The organism is Pseudomonas nabeulensis (assembly GCF_004682045.1).
In the GTDB taxonomy this organism is placed as follows: domain Bacteria; phylum Pseudomonadota; class Gammaproteobacteria; order Pseudomonadales; family Pseudomonadaceae; genus Aquipseudomonas; species Aquipseudomonas nabeulensis.
On record NZ_QUZT01000037.1, the window covers coordinates 18,473 to 36,659 of the forward strand.

An 18,187-nucleotide genomic window follows, 5' to 3' on the forward strand; every position below is an offset into this window, starting at 1 on the left:
CAGGCTTTAGTAGCCCAAGGACAGCCCGGTGTTGCGACGCGGATCATTCGCTCCGTAGAAGCGGTTGTTGCCCACTGGCTTACCATCCAACGATGGCGCGCCTACCAGGATCGCCGCCAAGTGGTTGGCATCCTGCGGACCGGCAAACTTATGGCCCCAACTTTCCAGAATCTTCTGGGTATCCGGGCTCACTGCAAAGGTCTCAAGGTTAGTGGTGTCCGGCATCCACTGCTGGTGGAAACGCGGCGCGTCCACGGCTTCCTGGATGTTCATCTTGTAGTCGATGACATTCAGGATAGTCAGCAGCGTCGCCGTAATAATGCGGCTGCCACCCGGCGTGCCGACTACCATCACCGCCTTGCCATCCTTGGTCACGATGGTCGGGCTCATCGACGACAGCGGTGCCTTGCCCGGTGCGATGGCGTTGGCTTCACCCTGGACCAGGCCGTACATGTTCGGTACGCCGACCTTGACGGTGAAGTCGTCCATTTCATCGTTGAGGATCACCCCGGTCTTGCTGGCCATTACGCCCGCGCCGAACCAGTCGTTGAGGGTGTAGGTCACCGACACCGCATTGCCCCACTTGTCGACGATGGAATAGTGGGTGGTGTTGTTGCCTTCATGGGGTGATACGCCGGGCTTGATGGCCTGGGAGTCACCGGCCCTTTGTGGCTCGATGGCCGCGCGCAGCTTGGCGGCGTAGTTTTTATCCAGCAGGTGCTCGATCGGGTTCTTCACGAAGTCCGGGTCGCCGAGGTAGCTGTTCCGGTCCACGTAGGCGTGGCGCATCGCTTCGATCTGGTAATGCAGGCCCTGGGCCGAGTGATAGCCCAGGTCTGCCATCGGGTAGCCTTCGAGGATGTTCATGATCTGGCAGATCACCACACCACCGGAGCTTGGTGGTGGTGCCGAGACCACATGATAGCCACGGTAGTCGCACTCGATGGGCGCCAGTTCGCGGGTCTTGTACTTATCAAGATCCGCCTGGGTGATGATGCCTTTGCCGGCCTGGCTGGAGTCCACCAGGGCCTTGGCGACCCAGCCTTTATAGAAACCGTCGCTGCCTTTGGCCGAGATTTCCTTGAGGGTCTTGGCCAGGTCTTTCTGCACCAGTTTCTGCCCGACCTGCATTGGCTGGCCGTTGTGCAGGAAGATGCCGCGCATGTCCTTGTCTTTTTCGAACTCGCCGGTGGCGGTGTGTAGCAGGTCGATATCGCCCTGCTCCAGTTCAAAACCGTTTTCTGCCAACTTGATCGCCGGCGCAATCACCTGGGCGCGTTTGAGAGTGCCGTACTTGCTCAGTGCCAGCTCCATGCCGGAAACGGTGCCGGGTACGCCGACGGCCAGGTGGCCCTTGGCGCTGAGGCCTTCGACGACATTGCCGTCTTTATCCAGGTACATGTTGGCAGTGGCCGCCAACGGGGCTTTTTCGCGGAAGTCGAGGAACGTCTTGCGCCCGTCCGCCAGTTGCACCGTCATAAAACCACCGCCGCCCAAGTTACCCGCCGCCGGGTACACCACCGCCAGCGCATAGCCGACAGCGACAGCGGCATCCACCGCGTTGCCACCGGCCTTGAGCACATCCACACCGACATGAGTGGCCAAATGCTGGGCCGTGACTACCATGCCATTTTCACCGGCCACCGGCGCCTGGGACGCGGCCTGTACAACACCACTGACGGTCAGCACCAGGGCAGTGGCAATCAAGGTACGGCTGAAGGGTTGGTATTTCATCCATGGCTACTCTAGTTGTTAAGACGCACCAAAATAGCCCGTCCCGGATTTAATCCCCAGCGCAATGGCGTTTTTATTACAGAACTTGTCGGTCACGGAACGGAGCCGCCCTGGCTACTTGATCAGCCGCTTCTCCTTTGACGGGCGATAGCCAAAATACGAGCTGTAGCACTTGCTGAAATGGCTCGGCGAAACAAACCCGCATGCCACCAGCACTTCCACCTGCGATAACTCGGTGTGCTGCAACAAGCGTCGCGCCTCGGTGACGCGCAGTTCCATGTAGTAACGCTGTGGCGTGGTACCCAGTTGCTCCTTGAACAACCGTTCGAGCTGGCGCCGCGAGCGGCCCGCATAGACGGCGAGTTGGTCGAGTTCCAACGGCTCTTCCAGGTTGGCGTCCATCAGCTTGACCACTTCACGCAACGGCGCGCTGACGCTGATGTTTTCAGTGGGTTTGATGCGCCGATAACGCGACTCCTCGAACGCCAGGATGTCTTCGATGCCCTCGACCAACGCCTTGCCATGCAGGTTCTTGATCCAATCCAGCGCCATATGGAACGCGCCCGACGGGCTCGACGCGGTGAGGCGATCACGATCAATGACAAAGGGTTCACTGGTGACCTGCGCCGCCTTGGCCACCTCGGCCAGGGCCGGGCGATGTTCGGGGTGGATGGCGCAGCGATAGTCTTGCAGCAAGCCGGCGCGGCCGAGAAACCAGGAACCGTTCCACAACCCGGCGAGGCTGGCGCCCTGCTCGGCGGCACTGCGCAATAGCTGGATAAAGTCCTCACCAGCCTTGAGCTCAGTGCGAAATCCCCCACAGACCACCAACAGGTCGAGGTCTTGCAGCGCGAGGACATCAAGGCGCGCATCAGGCCGGATAACCAGCCCCAGATCGCTGATCACTTCGCCGTCGCAACAGCCGAACGTCTGTGATGCAAACAGATCAGGACGCAGCAAGTTGGCAGTGACCAGGGTGTCGAGGGTCTGGGTGAATGCGGGCAGGGAGAAATGTTCGAGCAACAAGAAGCCGACGCGGGTGACCGACGCCGGCTGCTGTGTTTCGTTGAGGTAGCGCAGGTTCTTGCCTTTCATGCCACCGCTGAATTGACGTCTTTCCATCAAGGCTTTGCCCACTTTTATTGTTGATGCCGTGGGCGCCATCTTATTCGTCGGGCTGATCTTTAGAAACCCACACCGTTGAGCAACCCTTGGTACAGCGGCCACACAGGCATCTGATACGGTTTTTTCATCGTTATCTGCGCCTGTACCGAAATCTGCACTGCGCGGACAATAGCCCCATGCCCGACACGCGTGTCGAGTGCGACAGGAATGTCCCTGCCGCTGCCCTTCCCTTCGGAGGCCTTATGACCAAGATGGCGCTTTTTCTGTTCGGTTTTTTGGTGTTGACCATTGGTATCGGTCTGCTGGCGACTATCTCTCCGGTCTGAGTTCACATCCCAGGAATGGACAGCAGGCATTTCACAAACCTTTCACACAGGCCCGCCTATGGTGGACCCAGCTCCTAATGAACATCCCTTTAGCCCGCACGCCCCCTGCGGGCTTTTCTTTGCCCGGGATTTATCCAAGGCAAAAAAAGAGGCGAGCCACGGTGGGCTCGCCTCTTTTTTTGCCTATCAGTAGCGCGGACCGCCGCCACCGCCACCACCGCCTGGGCCACCACCTTGGCCGTGCCCGCCACCATGGCCTCCACCACCGCCACCGCCCGGTGGCATGAACATCCAGCAGCCCGACAAGGTCGACAGCAACGCGACAACCACAGCCGCCTTGGTTAGGTAATTCAACTTCATGACAACACTCTCTACTCGACGAGATTAACTTCTCGCTGGTTGAGACAGCGCAACTGCGCAGGCGTCACGGCTTTCGTGTAACGCGTTGGTAGGGTTTGTAAGCACACCGGTACAACCCGCACTCAGTGCGCCGGGGACTGATACCTCAACCGCACCAGCCCCTCGAGCGTGAAGCGCGCCTGTGTCAGCACCACTTCGCAGACCAACTCCATTTCCTTTCGATCGATCTGCGTCCAGTTCAACGCGGCCAGCAACTTGGGCTTTTGCACGCGAAACGCGAGGCCCTGGGTGAACAGCGCCATCGAGTGGATCACGGTGCGCTCGTCTTCCACCGCAAAGCCCGCAAGCCGCGCAATCAATTGCCGGATCACCCGGCCGATACGCGCCTTGAAACGCTCCTCGAACGCCGTCGTCGCGCTTTCCGGACACAGGCCTGCCTGATGACGGTCGAGGAACGCCCGCCAGACTGTCGCCTCGGGGCTGTCCTGGATGGTCGAGACCACCGTGCCCAAAATGCCCAATGACACCTCGATCAGGCGCGTGTCGGGGCAGATTTCATCGGCTAACGCCAGTTCGGCGGCCTCAACGGTAGGCGCCATCTTGCGCCACAGCAGGGTGATCAAGTGTTCGACACAGGCCAGGTAGACGCCCTCTTTGCCATCGAAGTAATACTGGATCGCCGGCGCATTGACCCCGGCCGCCGTGGCGATATCACGGGTAGAAGCGCCGTCGTAGCCACGCTCGCCAAACACGACGACCGCTGCGTCGATAATCCGCGCACGGGTTTCTTCACCACGCTGGTAGCCCCCTTCGGCGGCAGGTTTATGTCGTGCCATGTGCTGCTCCTTCCAAGTCCCGGACCAAAATATACCAGTTGACAAAATTTCGCGAAAAAAGGAATTTATTCCACCTGATATAAATCTGGAGTGACCTTGATGTCCGCAGCACTACCCTCGCCTCAGGTCATTCCTGAAGACACCGTCAACGGCCAACGCGGCAAAGCCCGCCGCATCCTGCTCACGCTCGCCACCGTCGCGGTAGTGGGCGGCGTGGCATGGGGCGCCTGGTGGTGGATCACCGGGCGCTTTATCGAAACCACCGACGACGCCTACCTGCAAGCCGACAGCATCAGTGTGGCGCCGAAGATCAATGGTTACGTCGCCGAAGTGCTGGTAAGCGACAACCAGCAAGTCAAACGCGGCGATATCCTGGTGCGCCTGGACGCACGCAAATACCAGGCGGTGAGCGACGAAGCCTCGGCGACCATTTCTGCGCGCAATGCCGACCTGGCCAAGGCCGAAGCCGATCTGGTGCAACAAGACTCGACCATCGCCGAAGCCCGCGCCCAATTGCAAGGCGCCGAGGCCGATGCGCGGCATGCCCAGACCGAAGTCGCACGCTACGCGCCATTGGCCCGCTCTGGGGCCGAACCGGAAGAACGCCTGGCACAACTGAATAACCAACTGGCCCAGGCCCGCAGTACGGTGGCAGCCAAGCAAGCCGCGTTGCGCTCCAGCCAGACCCGCTATGGCACGCTTCAAGCTCAGTTGAAACAAGCCCAGGCCCAACTCGGTGTGGCCAAGGCCAGCGAAGCGCAAAGCCAATTGGATGTAGACGATGCCGTGATCCGCAGCCCGCTGGATGGCCGCGTCGCCGACCGCGGCGTGCGGGTCGGCCAATATGTGCAACCGGGCACGCGCCTGCTGACCGTCGTGCCCATCAGCTCGGTCTACCTGACGGCCAATTACAAGGAAACCCAAATCGGCGCGATGCACCCGGGCCAAGCCGTCACTGTGCATGTAGACGCCCTGCCCGGTCGCGACCTGCAAGGCCATATCGACAGCCTGGCCCCCGGCACCGGCGCGCAGTTCGCCCTGTTGCCGCCGTCGAATGCCACCGGCAACTTCACCAAGATCGTGCAGCGCGTACCTGTGCGTATCGCCCTCGACGTGCCGGACGATTTACGCGCAGCGCTGATGCCAGGCCTGTCAGCAACGGTAGAGGTGGATACTCGCACCCACGGTGCGGACGCCAACCATGGCTGAAGCCACGATGACCGGCGTTGCCGCAGACAAACCGCGCAACGCCTCACTGACCGACTGGATCGCCGTCGCGGCCGGCGCCCTGGGTGCGCTGCTGGCGACACTCGACGTCTCCATCACCAACTCGGCACTGCCGCAGATCCAGGGCCAGATCGGCGCCACGGGCTCCGAAGGCACCTGGATCGCCACCGGCTACCTGATGTCGGAAATCGTGATGATCCCCCTCGCCGCCTGGCTGACCCGGGTCTTTGGTTTGCGCCGATTCCTGATCGGCACGGCGCTGATGTTCACGTTTTTCTCGATGTTCTGCGGCCTGTCCACCAGCCTGGGCGCGATGATCGCCGGGCGCATCGGCCAGGGCTTTGCCGGCGGCGCGATGATCCCCACCGCACAAACCATCGTGCGCACACGCCTGCCGCCGCACCAACTGGCAATCGGCACGACCATGTTCGGCATGACGGTGATTCTCGGCCCGCTGCTGGGCCCGGTGATTGGCGGTTGGCTCACGGAAAACATCAACTGGCGCTGGTGCTTCTTCCTCAACCTGCCCATCAGCATCGCCCTGATCACCCTGTTGCTCACCGGCCTGCCCAGCGAGCGCATGAACCTGCAACGCTTTATCAGCGCTGACTGGCTGGGCATCCTCGGCCTGGCCATGGGCTTGAGTTCGCTCACCGTGGTGCTGGAAGAAGGCCAGCGTGAACACTGGTTTGATTCGCTGCTGATCATTTGGCTAAGCATCGCCACCGCGGTCGGTTTCTTCCTGATTGCCGTCGGGCAGTTTCGCTCAGCCACGCCGATCCTGCGCCTGCAACTGCTGCTCAACAAAAGCTTTGGCAGCGTGCTGCTGATTGGTACGGCGGTGGGCGCCGGTTTGTATGGCACGGCCTACCTGGTGCCGCAGTTCCTGGGGATTTTGTCCGGCTACAACGCGCAACAGTCGGGTTCGATCATGTTGCTGTCGGGTATTCCCGCGTTTCTGCTGATGCCGATCCTGCCGCGGATGCTCGGCCGCTACGACCTGCGCTGGATGGTCGGTGCGGGACTGTTGCTGTATTGGGCGAGTTGTTTTGTCGACACCCAACTGACGGCCGACAGCGTCGGCCATGACTTCGTGTGGTCGCAGCTGTTACGGGGCTTCGGGCAGATCCTGGTGATGATGCCCCTCAGCCAGCTGTCCATGCGTTCGGTCGACACCAAGGACGCCGGCGACGCGGCCGGGCTCTACAACATGTCGCGCAACCTGGGCGGCACCATCGGCCTGGCCTTGCTCGGCGTGCTGATGGACCGACGCAGCCACTTCCATGACGACATGCTGCGCGAAGGTATCCATGCCAACAGCCAATTGGCCCAGGACCAGATGGCCAGCAACACCGCCAGCTACCTGGCGCAAACCGGCGATGCCTCCACCGCGTCATTGCAGGCGATGGCCCAACTGGCCAACGACATCGCACGGGAAGCCGCAGTGATGGCCTACAACGACGCGTTCTACGTACTGGGCCTGGCCATGCTGGCGTGCCTGCCCCTGATCTTTATCCTTAAAAAGCGCACGGTACAGCCATGACTCTTCGCTCCCTCCCCCTGTTCTTTACCGTCGGCTTGCTGTCCGCCTGCACCGTCGGCCCGGACTTCCACGGCGCACCGGATGTCGCGCCGAAAACCCTGGCCGCCGGGCAACTGCCCCATGCCGATCACATCGCGCCGAGTGCGCCCGCTGTCGCCCAATGGTGGCGCACGCTGGGTGACACGCAACTGGATGCCTTGATCGACCAGGCCCTGCACAACAGCCCGGACATCGCCACCGCCCAGGCGCGCCTGAAACAATCCCGCGCCAGCCTCAGCGGCGCCCGCGCCGACGGCATGCCCAAAGTCACCGCCGACGCCGCGATGTTGAAACTGCGCTCCCCCGACACCTCGGCGCTGGGTGGCAGCGGGGGTGGCGGCGGTCGTGGCCCGCTGAGCCTGTACCTCGCCGGCTTCGACGCCAGCTGGGAAGTCGACCTGTTCGGCGGCACGCGCCGCGCGGTAGAAGCCGCGCAGGCCGAGGCCGACGCCTCCCAGGCCCAGCTCGCCGACGCCCAGGTGCAACTCGCCGCCGAAGTGGTACAGACCTATACCGACCTGCGCGACCAGCAAGCGCGCCTCGCCCTGGTCGAAGCCAGCGTCGACATCGAAACCCAGGCCCTCGACCTCACCCAACAACGGCGCAACCGTGGCGTGGCCTCCCAATTGCAACTGGAACAAGTGCTGACCCAAGCAGAAAACACCCAGGCCCAACGCTTGCCATTACAAGCCTCCATCGTTGAATCCCTGGACCAACTGGGTCTGCTCTGCGGCCTGGAACCCGGCGAACTCGACAACCGCCTCGCCACCGCCAAAGCCCTGCCGGCGATCCCCGCCAGCGTGCCCCTGGCCGACCCGGCCGCAATCCTCAAGGCTCGCCCCGACATCCGCATCGCCGAACGCAAACTCGCCTCCAGCAACGCCCAGATCGGCGAAAAAACCGCAGACTGGTTCCCCAAGCTCAGCCTGATGGGTGACCTGTCATTCTCCGCCAGCGACCCCGGCCACCTGGCCCGCAAAGACAACGGCACCTGGCTGATCATGCCGCGCCTGACCTGGAACGCCCTGGACTTCGGCCGCGTCGCCGCCAGCATCAAAGGCGCCGAAGCCGGCCACGATGAAGCGCTCGCGCAGTACAAAAGTACGGTGCTGGGGGCGCTCCGCGATGCCGACGTCGCCCTGGCGCGTTATGGCCACCAACGGCAGAACGTGGTGCTGCTGCGCAGCGTTGAATCATCCGCCGTGCGTGCGGCCGACCTGACGCGCCAACGCTATCGCGCGGGTACGGCGAGTACGTTGGATTGGCTGGATGCGGAGCGTACGCGGTATCAGGCACAGGAGAGCCGGATTTCCGGGGATGCGGAGTTGTTGAAGGATTTTGCGTCGCTGCATAAGGCGTTGGGGTTGGGGTGGGTGCTGTGATTGGGTCGGTGAGCAATATTGAGCAAAGGTTGAGTCGTTGCAAAGCGTCCTTGCATAAGTGAAATTTGCGAATTCACTTATAAATGACCTATATTTCTGCCTATGAACGCTATCAACTGGTCTCGAAAAGCGGTGAAACAGTTACTGAAGCTTCACACACAGCACCAGGTTCAAATTCGGGACGCGGTTAGCGGTTTGAAAACCATGCCCCAAGTGAGCAACATCAAAGCACTGGCTGATCACGAATACGCATACCGCATGCGAGTGGGAAATTACCGCGTTTTGTTCGATTGGGACGGTGCAATTAAGGTGGTCAGTATTCAAGAGGTCAAGAAACGCGATGAACGCACCTACTAGCATCCAGATCATCAACGGCTCTGATGGCAAACCTGCTTTCGTGGTGATCCCCTACGCACAGTACGTCGCCCAGCACCCTGACAGCGACTTGATTCCTCACGAGGTGGTGAGTCGAATTGTCGACGGTGAAACACCGATCCGCGCTTGGCGCGAATACCTGGATCTGACACAGGATGAGGTGGCCAAACGCTTGGGAATTTCTCAGCCTGCATTTGCTCAGCAGGAAGCGGTCACGAAACCCCGTAAAGTCACTCGCGAGAAAATCGCGGCGGTGTTTGGGATCAAGGCAGACCAGTTGGATTTGTAATCTGCAAACAACAAGAAGCTCGATGCAATGAAAATGCGTCGAGCTTTTTGCGTTTTAATGGAGCTTGTTGTGTGAGATGGATTTGCGAAGGAAGGCCAAATACCGTGACTTCGCCCTTGGGGCCGGTCAGCGTCAAAGCGCCAACGGTGCATTCAGGATGCTCACCGGCGTCAAGGTCATCAGCAATCTTGCGCAAGGTCTTCGCGGCGTCGCGCAAACCCTCACGCTTGAACTCCAGCACCTTGACGGTCATTCGGCCACCATCTGATGGGTTTGTGCATGGGCGCGGCCCTGGAGCAGGCTCACGATCAGGCCTTGCGGCAACCCAGCAACCTCAGCGGCGTGTACGGCAACAGCAATGGCCTTGTCGAGAGCGCTTACCGCAGCGTTGATGTCCCGGCTCATAGGACGCGCAACGCGCAGGCGGGTGATCCCGTGCCGCGCCGAAAGACATCAACGGGAAGGCGACCGTTGGCCTATGCAAGGAAAAGAGATTGCCTGCTCGCTACAAGAGGGCAGGATGTTCTCCAAGAATTCTTCTTCGAGGACTTCTCGGAAAGCATCAACTCGAACTATTCTGCCTGTGGTAATTCAACGGGTGATAGCCATGAATGCGCCTAAATCGCAAAACACTGGTAGTCGCGGGAAGAAATCGCATTTCTTCCGAGGTGTATCCGTTAAAAAAGCTGAGTTATTGAAGCTTGAGGATGCCTTCATTTGCGGAGCAAAGTCGGACAGCGCGAGGTTGCTGAAGACGAGGAAGCAGATTCTTGAAGAGTTTACTCTTAAGGCTCCTGAAGACCCTGAGGTGAGATATAGAATTGAGCAGATTGAAGAAGCCCTTCTTGAGGTAAAGAAAGCAGATAAAGCAATACGAAAAGCTCACCATGCAAGCTCAACAAATCCATCAAGTAAATATGATGGCGCCCCGGATCTTGGAATAAAAACAAAGCCAAGAAGCACAAACGCCACACCTGCCAAGGTAGTTAGCGGAGGGGGGACTAGCCTAGGAAGACGTGCATGATAATGGCGCCGCCTTTATGTCTAAACTCATTTACGCTTCCCAAGCCCCGGGGCCCCACCCTTGAAAACAGTTATCTCGGAATAATCGTCATGCTTCCTAGGGCGAATACCCAGACCAATGTCGCGAGCCCGATCTTTGCATTTCTGACAAGTGACTGGATTAAGGAAGAACTCAGGATCTGCCTTAGTAGGCTTTCCACATTCCCGGCACAGACGGATTTCCATTGATGCCTTGAAAGCATCTTCGGCGGCCTGGGCTCTTGCGATAGCTTTTGCACGAGAAGACTTTCGACCTGCAGTACTCGGCTTACTAATCGCGCCCTTTGGGATCTTATCACTTGCGGATTCTGATGATTCTGGCGATTCCAGGGTAGCTCTAGAGGTCCGTCCCGATTTTCGGCCGTTGTGCCGCAACAGCTCCGGCGCCTCCGGCTCGCCGTGGAGCCTTAAATTAATATTGGTAAGCAGGTCGAGTAGTACCTTGGGGTCAATGGTGACAGATTTTACATCTGGAACAGCGCTCATCCGATCCCTTAGCTGCTGAAGTACCGCGAGATTCTTTGCATCCATTGCAGTCAGTCTCTGATTTCACCTAAGTCTGAGATTACCAGCGGTATAACACCACCACCAGTCCAGGCCACACCAGGTTGTCGCCAGTAGCGGGCCTGGGCAGGCTTTCTCCACCTCTACCCGTCAGCACTCCTCCACCGCGCCCATCGGCAACCAGCGGTAGGAATGAGTGTTGAACGAATACAGGTGCACCAACGAATGGAGAGAATCATGGAACGAGAAGAAACCGGCAGCCCGGCGTTTCCGGGGATAGAAGCCAACTACCACCGTGAAGACGAGGCCAGCATGACCCTGCGTGACTACTTTGCAGCCAAGGTAATTGTGAAGATCGCTCCGAGCTTCGGGGAAATCGGAGAGCTTGCAGATGCAGGACACGGCGTTGAAGAAATTCTGTCGCTCGCTGCGAAGTATTCCTACGAAGTTGCCGACGCCATGCTTGCAGCCCGTTCCGCCTAACCCCAAACACTGGAGGTCGCCATGAGCGAACACAGCAAGGAATACAAGCGTGGTTACGACGTAAGCGAACGATGAACCCACCTACCGTTCTCCCAAATTAAGGGCGATGTTGTCCGTCTATTTTTAAGCGGACGCGATAGCCCTTAAATGCGCCAACGTAGCTCTTACCCCAAGTCGTTCAAAGCCCAGGTTGTCCAGGAATGCCTGCAACCCGGCGCCTCCATCTCCAGCGTTGCCATCAGTCACGGCATCAATGCCAACGTGATCCGTAAGTGGCTGCCACTTTACCGAGATCAACCACCCGCAACCCTGCCGGCGTTCGTTCCGGTAAAGGTCGCCCCGAAAAGGCAGGCCGAGTCGTCTGTGATCATCGAGCTGCCATTTGGCGAGCAAATCATCACGGTGAAATGGCCAGCTTCCGATCCCGAGGGATGCGTCCGATTTGTCCGTGGACTTGCTTCGTGATCCGCATCGACGCAATTTGGTTGGCCACCGAACCGATGGATATGCGCTCCGGCACCGAGAAAGCGCTCGCCCGGGTCGTGGCTGTCTTCGGTGCGGCGCAGCCGCACTGTGCTTATCTCTTTGCCAACCGCCGGGGAACCGCATGAAGGTGTTGGTGCACTACGGCTTGGGCGTTTGGTTGGCGGCACGCCGTCTGCATCAGGGGAAGTTTTCCTGGCCGAGCAATCGACATGGTGACCAAATGGAGCTAAATACTGAGCAGCTTCAGGCACTGGTGGTCGGTCTTCCCTGGCAACGGCTTGGGTCTGACGGAGCCATCCGTAACCATTAAGAGACATGGATGACATACATCGATCAGCAGATCGGGCAGAGTCATCGCCATGATTCCTACTACTCCTCTCGATCAGCTCGACACCGAACAACTGCGCAGCCTCGCTGCGCAGTTGTTCGGTGTCGAGCATCTAGATACGCAGCTGGCGAGCCTCGACAAAGAGGTTCTTCATCAAAAGACCCGTAACCAGCAACTCATTCACGAGATCGCTCAGCTCAAGCGTCACCGCTTCGCCAAACGTTCCGAATCCTTCAGCCCTGATCAAGCCAGCTTGCTCGACGACCTGATTGAGACCGATCTGGCCGCCATCGAAGCAGAGCTTGAAATCCTGGCACCAAAGCCAGCGCAAGCAGCAGTCCGCCAGCAACCCAAGCGCACCGCTTTGCCTGCCGAGTTTCCTCGTACGCTGATTCATCACGATCCAAAAAACACTCAATGCCAATGCGGCTGCGCGCTCAAGCGCATCGGCGAAGACGTCAGCGAAAAGCTCGACTACACGCCAGGCGTGTTCAGCGTTGAACGGCATATTCGTGGCAAATGGGTCTGCGACAACTGCGAAACCTTGATTCAGGAGCCGGTGCCGGCGCAGGTGATCGACAAAGGCATCCCGACTGCCGGACTGTTGGCCCAGGTGATGATCGCGAAATACGCCGATCATTTACCGCTGTACCGCCAGGAGCAAATCTTCGGGCGGGCCGGTCTCGCGATTCCTCGTTCAACGCTGGCCAGTTGGGTCGGTGCTTGCGGTGTGCAATTGCAGCCACTGGTCGATGCCCTGCGCGAAGTCGTGCTTGAGCACAACGTGGTGCATGTCGATGAAACGCCGGTGCAGATGCTCGCGCCGGGCGAGAAGAAAACCCACCGTGCTTATGTTTGGGGCTACGCCACGACCGCGTTCGCCGAGATAAGCGCGGTGGTGTACGACTTCAGCCCTGGTCGTTCGGGCGAATATGCCCGCACCTTTCTGGGCGACTGGAAAGGCAAGTTGGTCTGTGATGATTACAGTGGTTACAAAGCCAGTTTTGCACTTGGCATCACTGAAATCGGTTGCATGACCCACGCCCGCCGCAAGTTTTATGACCTGCACATCACCAATAAAAGCGTGCTTGCCGAGCAAGCGTTGCGGTACATCGCGGCCCTATATGAAATTGAACGCGAAGTCCGTGATTTGGAACCGGATGTCCGGCGACGAATACGTCAGGAAAAAGCCGCGCCCCTGATGGACGCGTTTCATGCCTGGATGATCGCCCAGCGCGAGCTTGTGCATGAAGGTTTGGGGATTACCAAAGCCTTGGATTACAGCCTCAAACGTTGGGCTGCGTTGCGCCGTTACCTGGATGACGGCACGGTGCCTATAGAAAACAATCACATCGAAAATCAGGTGAGGCCATGGGCGCTCGGGCGCAAAAACTGGCTCTTCGCCGGTTCTCTACGCAGCGGTCAACGTGCGGCTGCGTTGATGAGCTTGATCCAATCGGCCAAGCTCAACGGGCATGATGTGTATGCTTATCTGAAGGACGTTCTTATTCGACTGCCGATGCAGCGAGCGAGTGAGATTGGGGAGTTGTTGCCGCATTGATGGCAACCGGCTTAGCTGCACAAGAAGGGATGCTCGGATGTTTAACTTTATAAGCGCGAGGTTAACCTGAGTGCTTCCTCATAAAATTGAAGCTTCTATATTCCACCAGATTACCTGAGCCTCAGAGGGGAATGAATGCCGAGTACGAATGATGTCTTTCAGAAAAACATTGATAATATTGCATTAATACTGATTCGAAAATTTGGTCTCAGGTTTAAGCAAGAAGACGAGAAATTGAACTGCCCGCTAGATAGATGGCTGGACTTCAGATGTCGTTACATTGCCCCCTTACCGCGCAAGATTGCATTGTCTAATGCATTCCCAAAGGCCAATCTTCCGCCGAGCGCACAACGCGGGCTATCAAGTTTGCTAAGAAAATTCACTACTGGAGAGAATGTCAACCCTTATCAAGGTCGAGGACTGATTATCCGCAACGACACCAGCGGGTCAAAAAAACACACTCGAACTGACTTGCTGTATGCAGACTGGAACATGCTGCACTTCCACCTAAGCGACGAAATTATCCCGTCAGGGCAGTTCTTCTCCAAGCCAGCAGACTACCTTGCCTTTTGCATGATAGGGGGAGACGTAGTGGCCGTGGTAGACGTGCTCCCTCACCCAGATCGAGCGGGATTCGCTAATATCGATCTCTTTGCAACACTGGCTAAATCATGGCCTCAATACATCGCGAAATATGAACTTAACGGAGTACTTGCGGGGAATACCTTTTCTTCCTCAGATATCAGTCAATTGCGCGAGGCAGGAGTCACTACATTTGTTGAGCATGACGGCAAGGTGTATATGGGCCCGGGCGGCGGGATAACTTCAGCTGGAACCTCTCTGCGGGTTGGGCGCAGTTCTGACTACCTCAGGGATACCGCAAATATGCTCGCTGATATGGTGGATGATCCTCATGGTCAGTTTCATGTGCATCCAGTAATCAAGGCAATTTCGGAGCCTGATTTCATGCTTGTCTTGGACTGTCGCGGGCTTTGTGTAAGAGAAAACACGAGTCAAACCCACTTCCTAATTAAACGGCCCGTTGCCAATCAAGAGCCTACCCGCTTTGAGGCAATGAGCGATATGTTAGTCCCCGAGTGGGCCATTATTTAATTTTTAATCTTGCTCAGTCCGTTACCGGAAGGCGACCACATGTTTTCCAATCGATGGCTAATGCAAAAGTATTCCGACGACTACACTAAGATCAAGGCCGAGGGCGGGCCGTACTTGGCATCTTGATTCGATTACCAAAGCCTTGGATGACAGCCTTAAACGTTGGGCAGCTTTGAGTCGTTATCTGTACGACAGCGCGATGTCAACGCAGCGGACAAGTGAAATTGGGAAGTTGTTGCCACATCGCTGGCAACCGGCTTAATCACGCAAGAGGGGATGCCTGACCGTTTACGATTTATCTGACCAAAAAACCGGACGGCGCTGCTCATGTCAACCCGCATTCCGGCCTTTGGATTAAATATCTTGACGGAAAAAGTGGTCGCTATCAGTTCTTCAAAAATGGCGAGTGGGAGATAGGATTTGGGTGCATGGATCGTGGCTACCTTGAAATAGCCCAACCAGAACCCTGGACCGGCGAAGGGCTGCCGCCTGCTGGGACGGTGTGTGAGTTCCAGCACCACAACGCGCCGAACGGTGTTTGGCGCCCGACCACGATTCGGTTTTCCAGTCACGCCCACGTCATCTAAGTGGACAGGTGTCCGCGCCGGTAGCAATAGACGCCAGCATCATGGCAGTCATCAGCCGTGCCGCCGCCGATCCAACCTGTAACATTGAAAAGATGGAACGCCTGCTTGCCATGCACGAGCGCATGCAGGCCAAGGAGGCCGAGAAAGCCTTCAACTCCGCGATGGCCGAAATGCAGTGCAACATCCCCACGATGTTCGAGGGTGCGATAAACCTACACACCGGCAACTCCTACGCCACCCTGGACCACATCACCCACACGCTGAAGCCGATCATGCAGCAGCACGGGTTCGCCACCATCTTCAAGGTGGAAAACGCTGAAAAGGCGATCAGCGTCACCGGAATTTTGATGCATCGTGGCGGTTACCGCGAGCAAACAACCATAACTCTTCCGGCTGATATTGGAAAGGGTCGCAACGACGTGCAGGCAGTTGGTTCATCGACCAACTAACCGGATGGTTACGGCCGCTTGTTTTCTTGGCAAAAATTAAACCATTCACCAGCAGCTTTAGACATTGCGGCCTGGAGCTTGTCGTACTCCTCCCACTCCTCCTTGGTTATAGGCTCAGGATTGTTTTTTAAGTAGTCCTGATGGGCATCGGATGCTGCTGCGAACGCGTCAGACCGCTTAGTTACTTCATACCAATAATTTTGCGACATCACACTCTCCTTTATTCGGCTCCATGCCGGTCACCCGTATACTCCAGCGTAAACCAAATTGCTACCACCGGATACGGAGGGCGCTGAGGATAGAGTGCAGCGGTCACTGGTCAGGTGCAGGTGCAGGTGCAGGTGCAGGTGCAGGTAATTTTTTCACATCGTTTAAGTTTTTAAAAATCGCCTTGGCTCTTCCCGGGATTATGTAGGTGCCTATAAGTATATGTTCAATCACTTCAAGAGCTAGAAGTAGCTGATCCTTTGAGTGCGCTTTGGCTTTATGCGCTGCTCTATTACCTAAAAGTCGTATCTTGTGTAGAGTTTCAACACCTTCTTTTGTGACAAGCGATCTAACATGAAGATCATCAATTTTCTGTACAAGATTACGCCCCTTAGCTTGCACATCCGTACAAATTGATTCGAGCAATGTCCTAATTGCTATGCCTCCGATTATAAAAAGTTCATTTTCAACGGCAGTACGAGACTCTTTATATATCGCACTAATTTCCCAAGGGAGCGCCCAATGATCTATAATTTTTGAGCCAAGCGCACGGCCAGGGTAATAAGTTATGGTTGGTATATAGTAACGATCTCCCGAATCGTAGTCGTGATCGTACTCTTCGGAATTAGTTGAACAGATCCGAAACGAAACCTCCTCACAGCCTAAACATTGGATGATTTCATTTTCTTCAGTCCAGTCAACACTGTGACCACCACCACAGTCCTCGGAGCCATTTTCCGTATAGCTGGCAACTAATTTGTGGTTGGTCTCGATGCAACATTTTTTACATGGGTGCTTTTCCTGCTCGTCAACGCCGGCAGCGAACTGAAAACTCTTAGTAATTTGTCCCATTCTGCATCCATTCTGAGTTCAATTCCGTACAAATACCCCAAATCCACGAATCACGCTAGCCGGCGAGGCCACGCTATGTCCCCAACAAATTGGCCGGTACCACCGTCGTGGGTTCTCGGGTGGCCGGACCAGTGACTACATGCTGCGCCATGTGCTGGATAACAACACCGTTCTGGATGACCTAATCATCACTTTTGCCAACACTGGCAAGGAACACCCCGCCACCTTGGAGTTTGTTCGGAAATGCGCCGAGCGCTGGGCCGTGCTTATTGTCTGGCTGGAGTTCTGCGACCATGACACGGGGTTTGCAGTAGTTGATGCGCCACCGCCAGCCGCTATGGCGAACCGTTCGAAGCGCTAATCCGCAAACTGAAGTACCTGCGCAGCCTGGGCCTTTCGACCGAAGAGGCACCGGTGGACATGATGACCGGCATTCGCGCCGACGAGCCGCGCCGTGTTGTGAAGATCCGGGAACCGAAAGAGCACCTGCGAAAGTAAATGGGCCACGATGGTCATGCCGCAGGCTCACGCCGGTGTCGGGGTGCAGGACGTGACGGACTTCTGGGCAAGGCAGCCGTTGGACCTGATGTTACCGACCATCAACGGCAGGACGCTGGAAGGTAACTGCGATCTTTGCTTCCTGAAAGGTGCCAAGCAGTCTATTCGATCATCGCCAGCGACCGGCCCAAAGCGGTGTGGTGGGCCCGGATGGAAAGCGAAGTGCTGTCCGGCGGCAAGTTCACCGGTGACGGTGCGCGCTTCCGCTTCGACCGCCCCGGCTATCAGCAAATGATCGACTACTCAGATACCCAATTCGACATGTTCGCCAATCACGACGAGGCCATTGCCTGTTTCTGTGGTGACTGATGTCGACAAATTACTTAGGCCAAACGGATATTATGCCTATGAGAATGCCGCCCATTCCAGTGACCCAGGTTAGCCAAAACGCCCTGGCCTCACGCCGGTGTTTCTCCGCCTCTCGAATGACGGATATGGTCGCAAGCTCTCCTGATGTAGTGAGTGTCCTTGTAGTGCGGCCGGTAAAGTCATTTTCGATTCGCTCCCACATTTTTTCGTCTTCAAAATCGGGCATTGGAACCATCAGAGCATCGGCCAATCTTCGATAGTTACCGGATATCAGAGATCTCCGCTCCTGAAACAGGTCGAGACTTCGCCGCTGATACTCGTACATCTCCCCGCTGCTATGAGCCTGCCGGGTATTCGGCGGAGCAGTCCTCCGAAGCTCCTCTTCAGCTCTCCGGCACTTATGCAAGTCATACCGAAACAGCCAGCTTGATGGCAAAAGCCGAATTAGCTTT

General features: G+C 57.2%; 23 protein-coding genes and 1 pseudogene. 14 read left to right on the plus strand and 10 right to left on the minus strand.

All coding sequences use genetic code 11. The features are described 5' to 3' along the window. Positions 1-6 precede the first annotated feature (6 nt). The 5 genes from ggt to DYL61_RS19050 all read right to left on the minus strand — a co-directional run bounded on the left by ggt (position 7) and on the right by DYL61_RS19050 (position 4,381). The gene (ggt, locus tag DYL61_RS19040; protein ID WP_135309603.1) at positions 7-1,734 is read right to left on the minus strand and encodes a gamma-glutamyltransferase; all 1,728 of its coding nucleotides are present in this window, start codon (positions 1,732-1,734) and stop codon (positions 7-9) included. A 114-nt stretch (positions 1,735-1,848) separates the two neighbouring features. Next, entirely contained in the window at positions 1,849-2,829 is a 981-nt protein-coding gene (locus tag DYL61_RS19045; protein ID WP_135309646.1) for a GlxA family transcriptional regulator, read from the minus strand. Between the two features lie 89 nt (positions 2,830-2,918). After that, positions 2,919-3,215, minus strand: coding sequence for a hypothetical protein (locus tag DYL61_RS31320; RefSeq protein ID WP_167497982.1), 297 nt, complete (start codon positions 3,213-3,215; stop codon positions 2,919-2,921). A gap of 156 nt (positions 3,216-3,371) precedes the next feature. Continuing rightward, positions 3,372-3,545 (minus strand): hypothetical protein, encoded by a 174-nt coding sequence (locus DYL61_RS31325; RefSeq protein ID WP_167497983.1) that lies wholly within the window; start codon positions 3,543-3,545, stop codon positions 3,372-3,374. A 122-nt stretch (positions 3,546-3,667) separates the two neighbouring features. After that, the gene (locus tag DYL61_RS19050) at positions 3,668-4,381 is read right to left on the minus strand and encodes a CerR family C-terminal domain-containing protein (RefSeq protein WP_135309604.1); all 714 of its coding nucleotides are present in this window, start codon (positions 4,379-4,381) and stop codon (positions 3,668-3,670) included. A 99-nt stretch (positions 4,382-4,480) separates the two neighbouring features. On the opposite strand from DYL61_RS19050, the gene DYL61_RS19055 reads away from it, so the two are divergent. The 5 genes from DYL61_RS19055 to DYL61_RS19075 all read left to right on the plus strand — a co-directional run bounded on the left by DYL61_RS19055 (position 4,481) and on the right by DYL61_RS19075 (position 9,236). Next, on the plus strand, positions 4,481-5,590 hold the full coding sequence (locus DYL61_RS19055; protein WP_135309605.1) for an HlyD family secretion protein: 1,110 nt from the start codon (positions 4,481-4,483) through the stop codon (positions 5,588-5,590). Then, complete coding sequence (locus DYL61_RS19060) at positions 5,583-7,151, plus strand: DHA2 family efflux MFS transporter permease subunit (RefSeq protein ID WP_135309606.1); 1,569 nt, start codon at positions 5,583-5,585, stop codon at positions 7,149-7,151. The genes DYL61_RS19055 and DYL61_RS19060 overlap by 8 nt, the downstream gene beginning before the upstream one ends. After that, entirely contained in the window at positions 7,148-8,572 is a 1,425-nt protein-coding gene (locus DYL61_RS19065) for an efflux transporter outer membrane subunit (RefSeq protein WP_135309607.1), read from the plus strand. The genes DYL61_RS19060 and DYL61_RS19065 overlap by 4 nt, the downstream gene beginning before the upstream one ends. Before the next feature lie 102 nt (positions 8,573-8,674). Next, positions 8,675-8,929 (plus strand): type II toxin-antitoxin system RelE family toxin, encoded by a 255-nt coding sequence (locus tag DYL61_RS19070; RefSeq protein WP_135309608.1) that lies wholly within the window; start codon positions 8,675-8,677, stop codon positions 8,927-8,929. Then, positions 8,913-9,236 (plus strand): transcriptional regulator, encoded by a 324-nt coding sequence (locus tag DYL61_RS19075; RefSeq protein WP_135309609.1) that lies wholly within the window; start codon positions 8,913-8,915, stop codon positions 9,234-9,236. The genes DYL61_RS19070 and DYL61_RS19075 overlap by 17 nt, the downstream gene beginning before the upstream one ends. Here DYL61_RS19075 and DYL61_RS19080 read toward each other — a convergent pair. After that, positions 9,211-9,489: a hypothetical protein gene (locus DYL61_RS19080; RefSeq protein ID WP_135309610.1), complete on the minus strand. Its 279-nt coding sequence runs from the start codon at positions 9,487-9,489 to the stop codon at positions 9,211-9,213. The two genes, DYL61_RS19075 and DYL61_RS19080, sit on opposite strands and share 26 nt — an antisense overlap. Then, the gene (locus tag DYL61_RS31330; RefSeq protein ID WP_167497984.1) at positions 9,486-9,641 is read right to left on the minus strand and encodes a hypothetical protein; all 156 of its coding nucleotides are present in this window, start codon (positions 9,639-9,641) and stop codon (positions 9,486-9,488) included. The genes DYL61_RS19080 and DYL61_RS31330 overlap by 4 nt, the downstream gene beginning before the upstream one ends. Positions 9,642-9,843: 202 nt before the next feature. Between DYL61_RS31330 and DYL61_RS19085 the strand changes: the two genes are divergently transcribed. Further along, positions 9,844-10,260: a hypothetical protein gene (locus tag DYL61_RS19085; protein WP_135309611.1), complete on the plus strand. Its 417-nt coding sequence runs from the start codon at positions 9,844-9,846 to the stop codon at positions 10,258-10,260. A 26-nt stretch (positions 10,261-10,286) separates the two neighbouring features. Here the strand turns inward: DYL61_RS19085 and DYL61_RS19090 are convergent, their stop codons facing one another. Beyond that, complete coding sequence (locus DYL61_RS19090) at positions 10,287-10,829, minus strand: hypothetical protein (RefSeq protein WP_135309612.1); 543 nt, start codon at positions 10,827-10,829, stop codon at positions 10,287-10,289. A gap of 210 nt (positions 10,830-11,039) precedes the next feature. Here DYL61_RS19090 and DYL61_RS19095 point away from each other — a divergent pair, with 210 nt between their 5' ends. The 7 genes from DYL61_RS19095 to DYL61_RS19125 all read left to right on the plus strand — a co-directional run bounded on the left by DYL61_RS19095 (position 11,040) and on the right by DYL61_RS19125 (position 15,809). Next, entirely contained in the window at positions 11,040-11,285 is a 246-nt protein-coding gene (locus DYL61_RS19095) for a hypothetical protein (RefSeq protein ID WP_135309613.1), read from the plus strand. A gap of 147 nt (positions 11,286-11,432) precedes the next feature. Next, positions 11,433-11,750: an IS66-like element accessory protein TnpA gene (gene tnpA, locus DYL61_RS19100; protein WP_135309614.1), complete on the plus strand. Its 318-nt coding sequence runs from the start codon at positions 11,433-11,435 to the stop codon at positions 11,748-11,750. Next, positions 11,747-11,896 carry an IS66 family insertion sequence element accessory protein TnpB gene (gene tnpB, locus DYL61_RS19105; protein WP_238704585.1) on the plus strand — a complete coding sequence of 50 codons (150 nt, stop codon included), beginning with the start codon at positions 11,747-11,749 and terminating at the stop codon, positions 11,894-11,896. Before tnpA ends, tnpB (DYL61_RS19105) begins: the two co-directional genes overlap by 4 nt. Further along, the gene (gene tnpB / locus DYL61_RS31925) at positions 11,893-12,081 is read left to right on the plus strand and encodes an IS66 family insertion sequence element accessory protein TnpB (RefSeq protein ID WP_135309616.1); all 189 of its coding nucleotides are present in this window, start codon (positions 11,893-11,895) and stop codon (positions 12,079-12,081) included. The genes tnpB (DYL61_RS19105) and tnpB (DYL61_RS31925) overlap by 4 nt, the downstream gene beginning before the upstream one ends. Positions 12,082-12,133: 52 nt before the next feature. Then, complete coding sequence (gene tnpC, locus DYL61_RS19115; RefSeq protein ID WP_420825080.1) at positions 12,134-13,660, plus strand: IS66 family transposase; 1,527 nt, start codon at positions 12,134-12,136, stop codon at positions 13,658-13,660. A 135-nt stretch (positions 13,661-13,795) separates the two neighbouring features. Then, complete coding sequence (locus tag DYL61_RS19120; RefSeq protein ID WP_135309618.1) at positions 13,796-14,773, plus strand: hypothetical protein; 978 nt, start codon at positions 13,796-13,798, stop codon at positions 14,771-14,773. Positions 14,774-15,401: 628 nt separating this feature from the next. Further along, the gene (locus tag DYL61_RS19125; RefSeq protein WP_238704586.1) at positions 15,402-15,809 is read left to right on the plus strand and encodes an ERF family protein; all 408 of its coding nucleotides are present in this window, start codon (positions 15,402-15,404) and stop codon (positions 15,807-15,809) included. A gap of 8 nt (positions 15,810-15,817) precedes the next feature. On the opposite strand, the gene DYL61_RS19130 is transcribed toward DYL61_RS19125, so the two are convergent. Both DYL61_RS19130 and DYL61_RS19135 read right to left on the minus strand, forming a co-directional pair. Next, positions 15,818-16,018 (minus strand): hypothetical protein, encoded by a 201-nt coding sequence (locus DYL61_RS19130; RefSeq protein ID WP_135309619.1) that lies wholly within the window; start codon positions 16,016-16,018, stop codon positions 15,818-15,820. A 103-nt stretch (positions 16,019-16,121) separates the two neighbouring features. Beyond that, complete coding sequence (locus DYL61_RS19135) at positions 16,122-16,868, minus strand: DUF4145 domain-containing protein (protein WP_135309620.1); 747 nt, start codon at positions 16,866-16,868, stop codon at positions 16,122-16,124. Positions 16,869-16,957: 89 nt separating this feature from the next. On the opposite strand from DYL61_RS19135, the pseudogene DYL61_RS19140 reads away from it, so the two are divergent. Further along, a pseudogene (locus tag DYL61_RS19140) lies at positions 16,958-17,735 on the plus strand (adenine nucleotide alpha hydrolase family protein). The last annotated feature ends 452 nt before the right edge of the window (positions 17,736-18,187 follow it).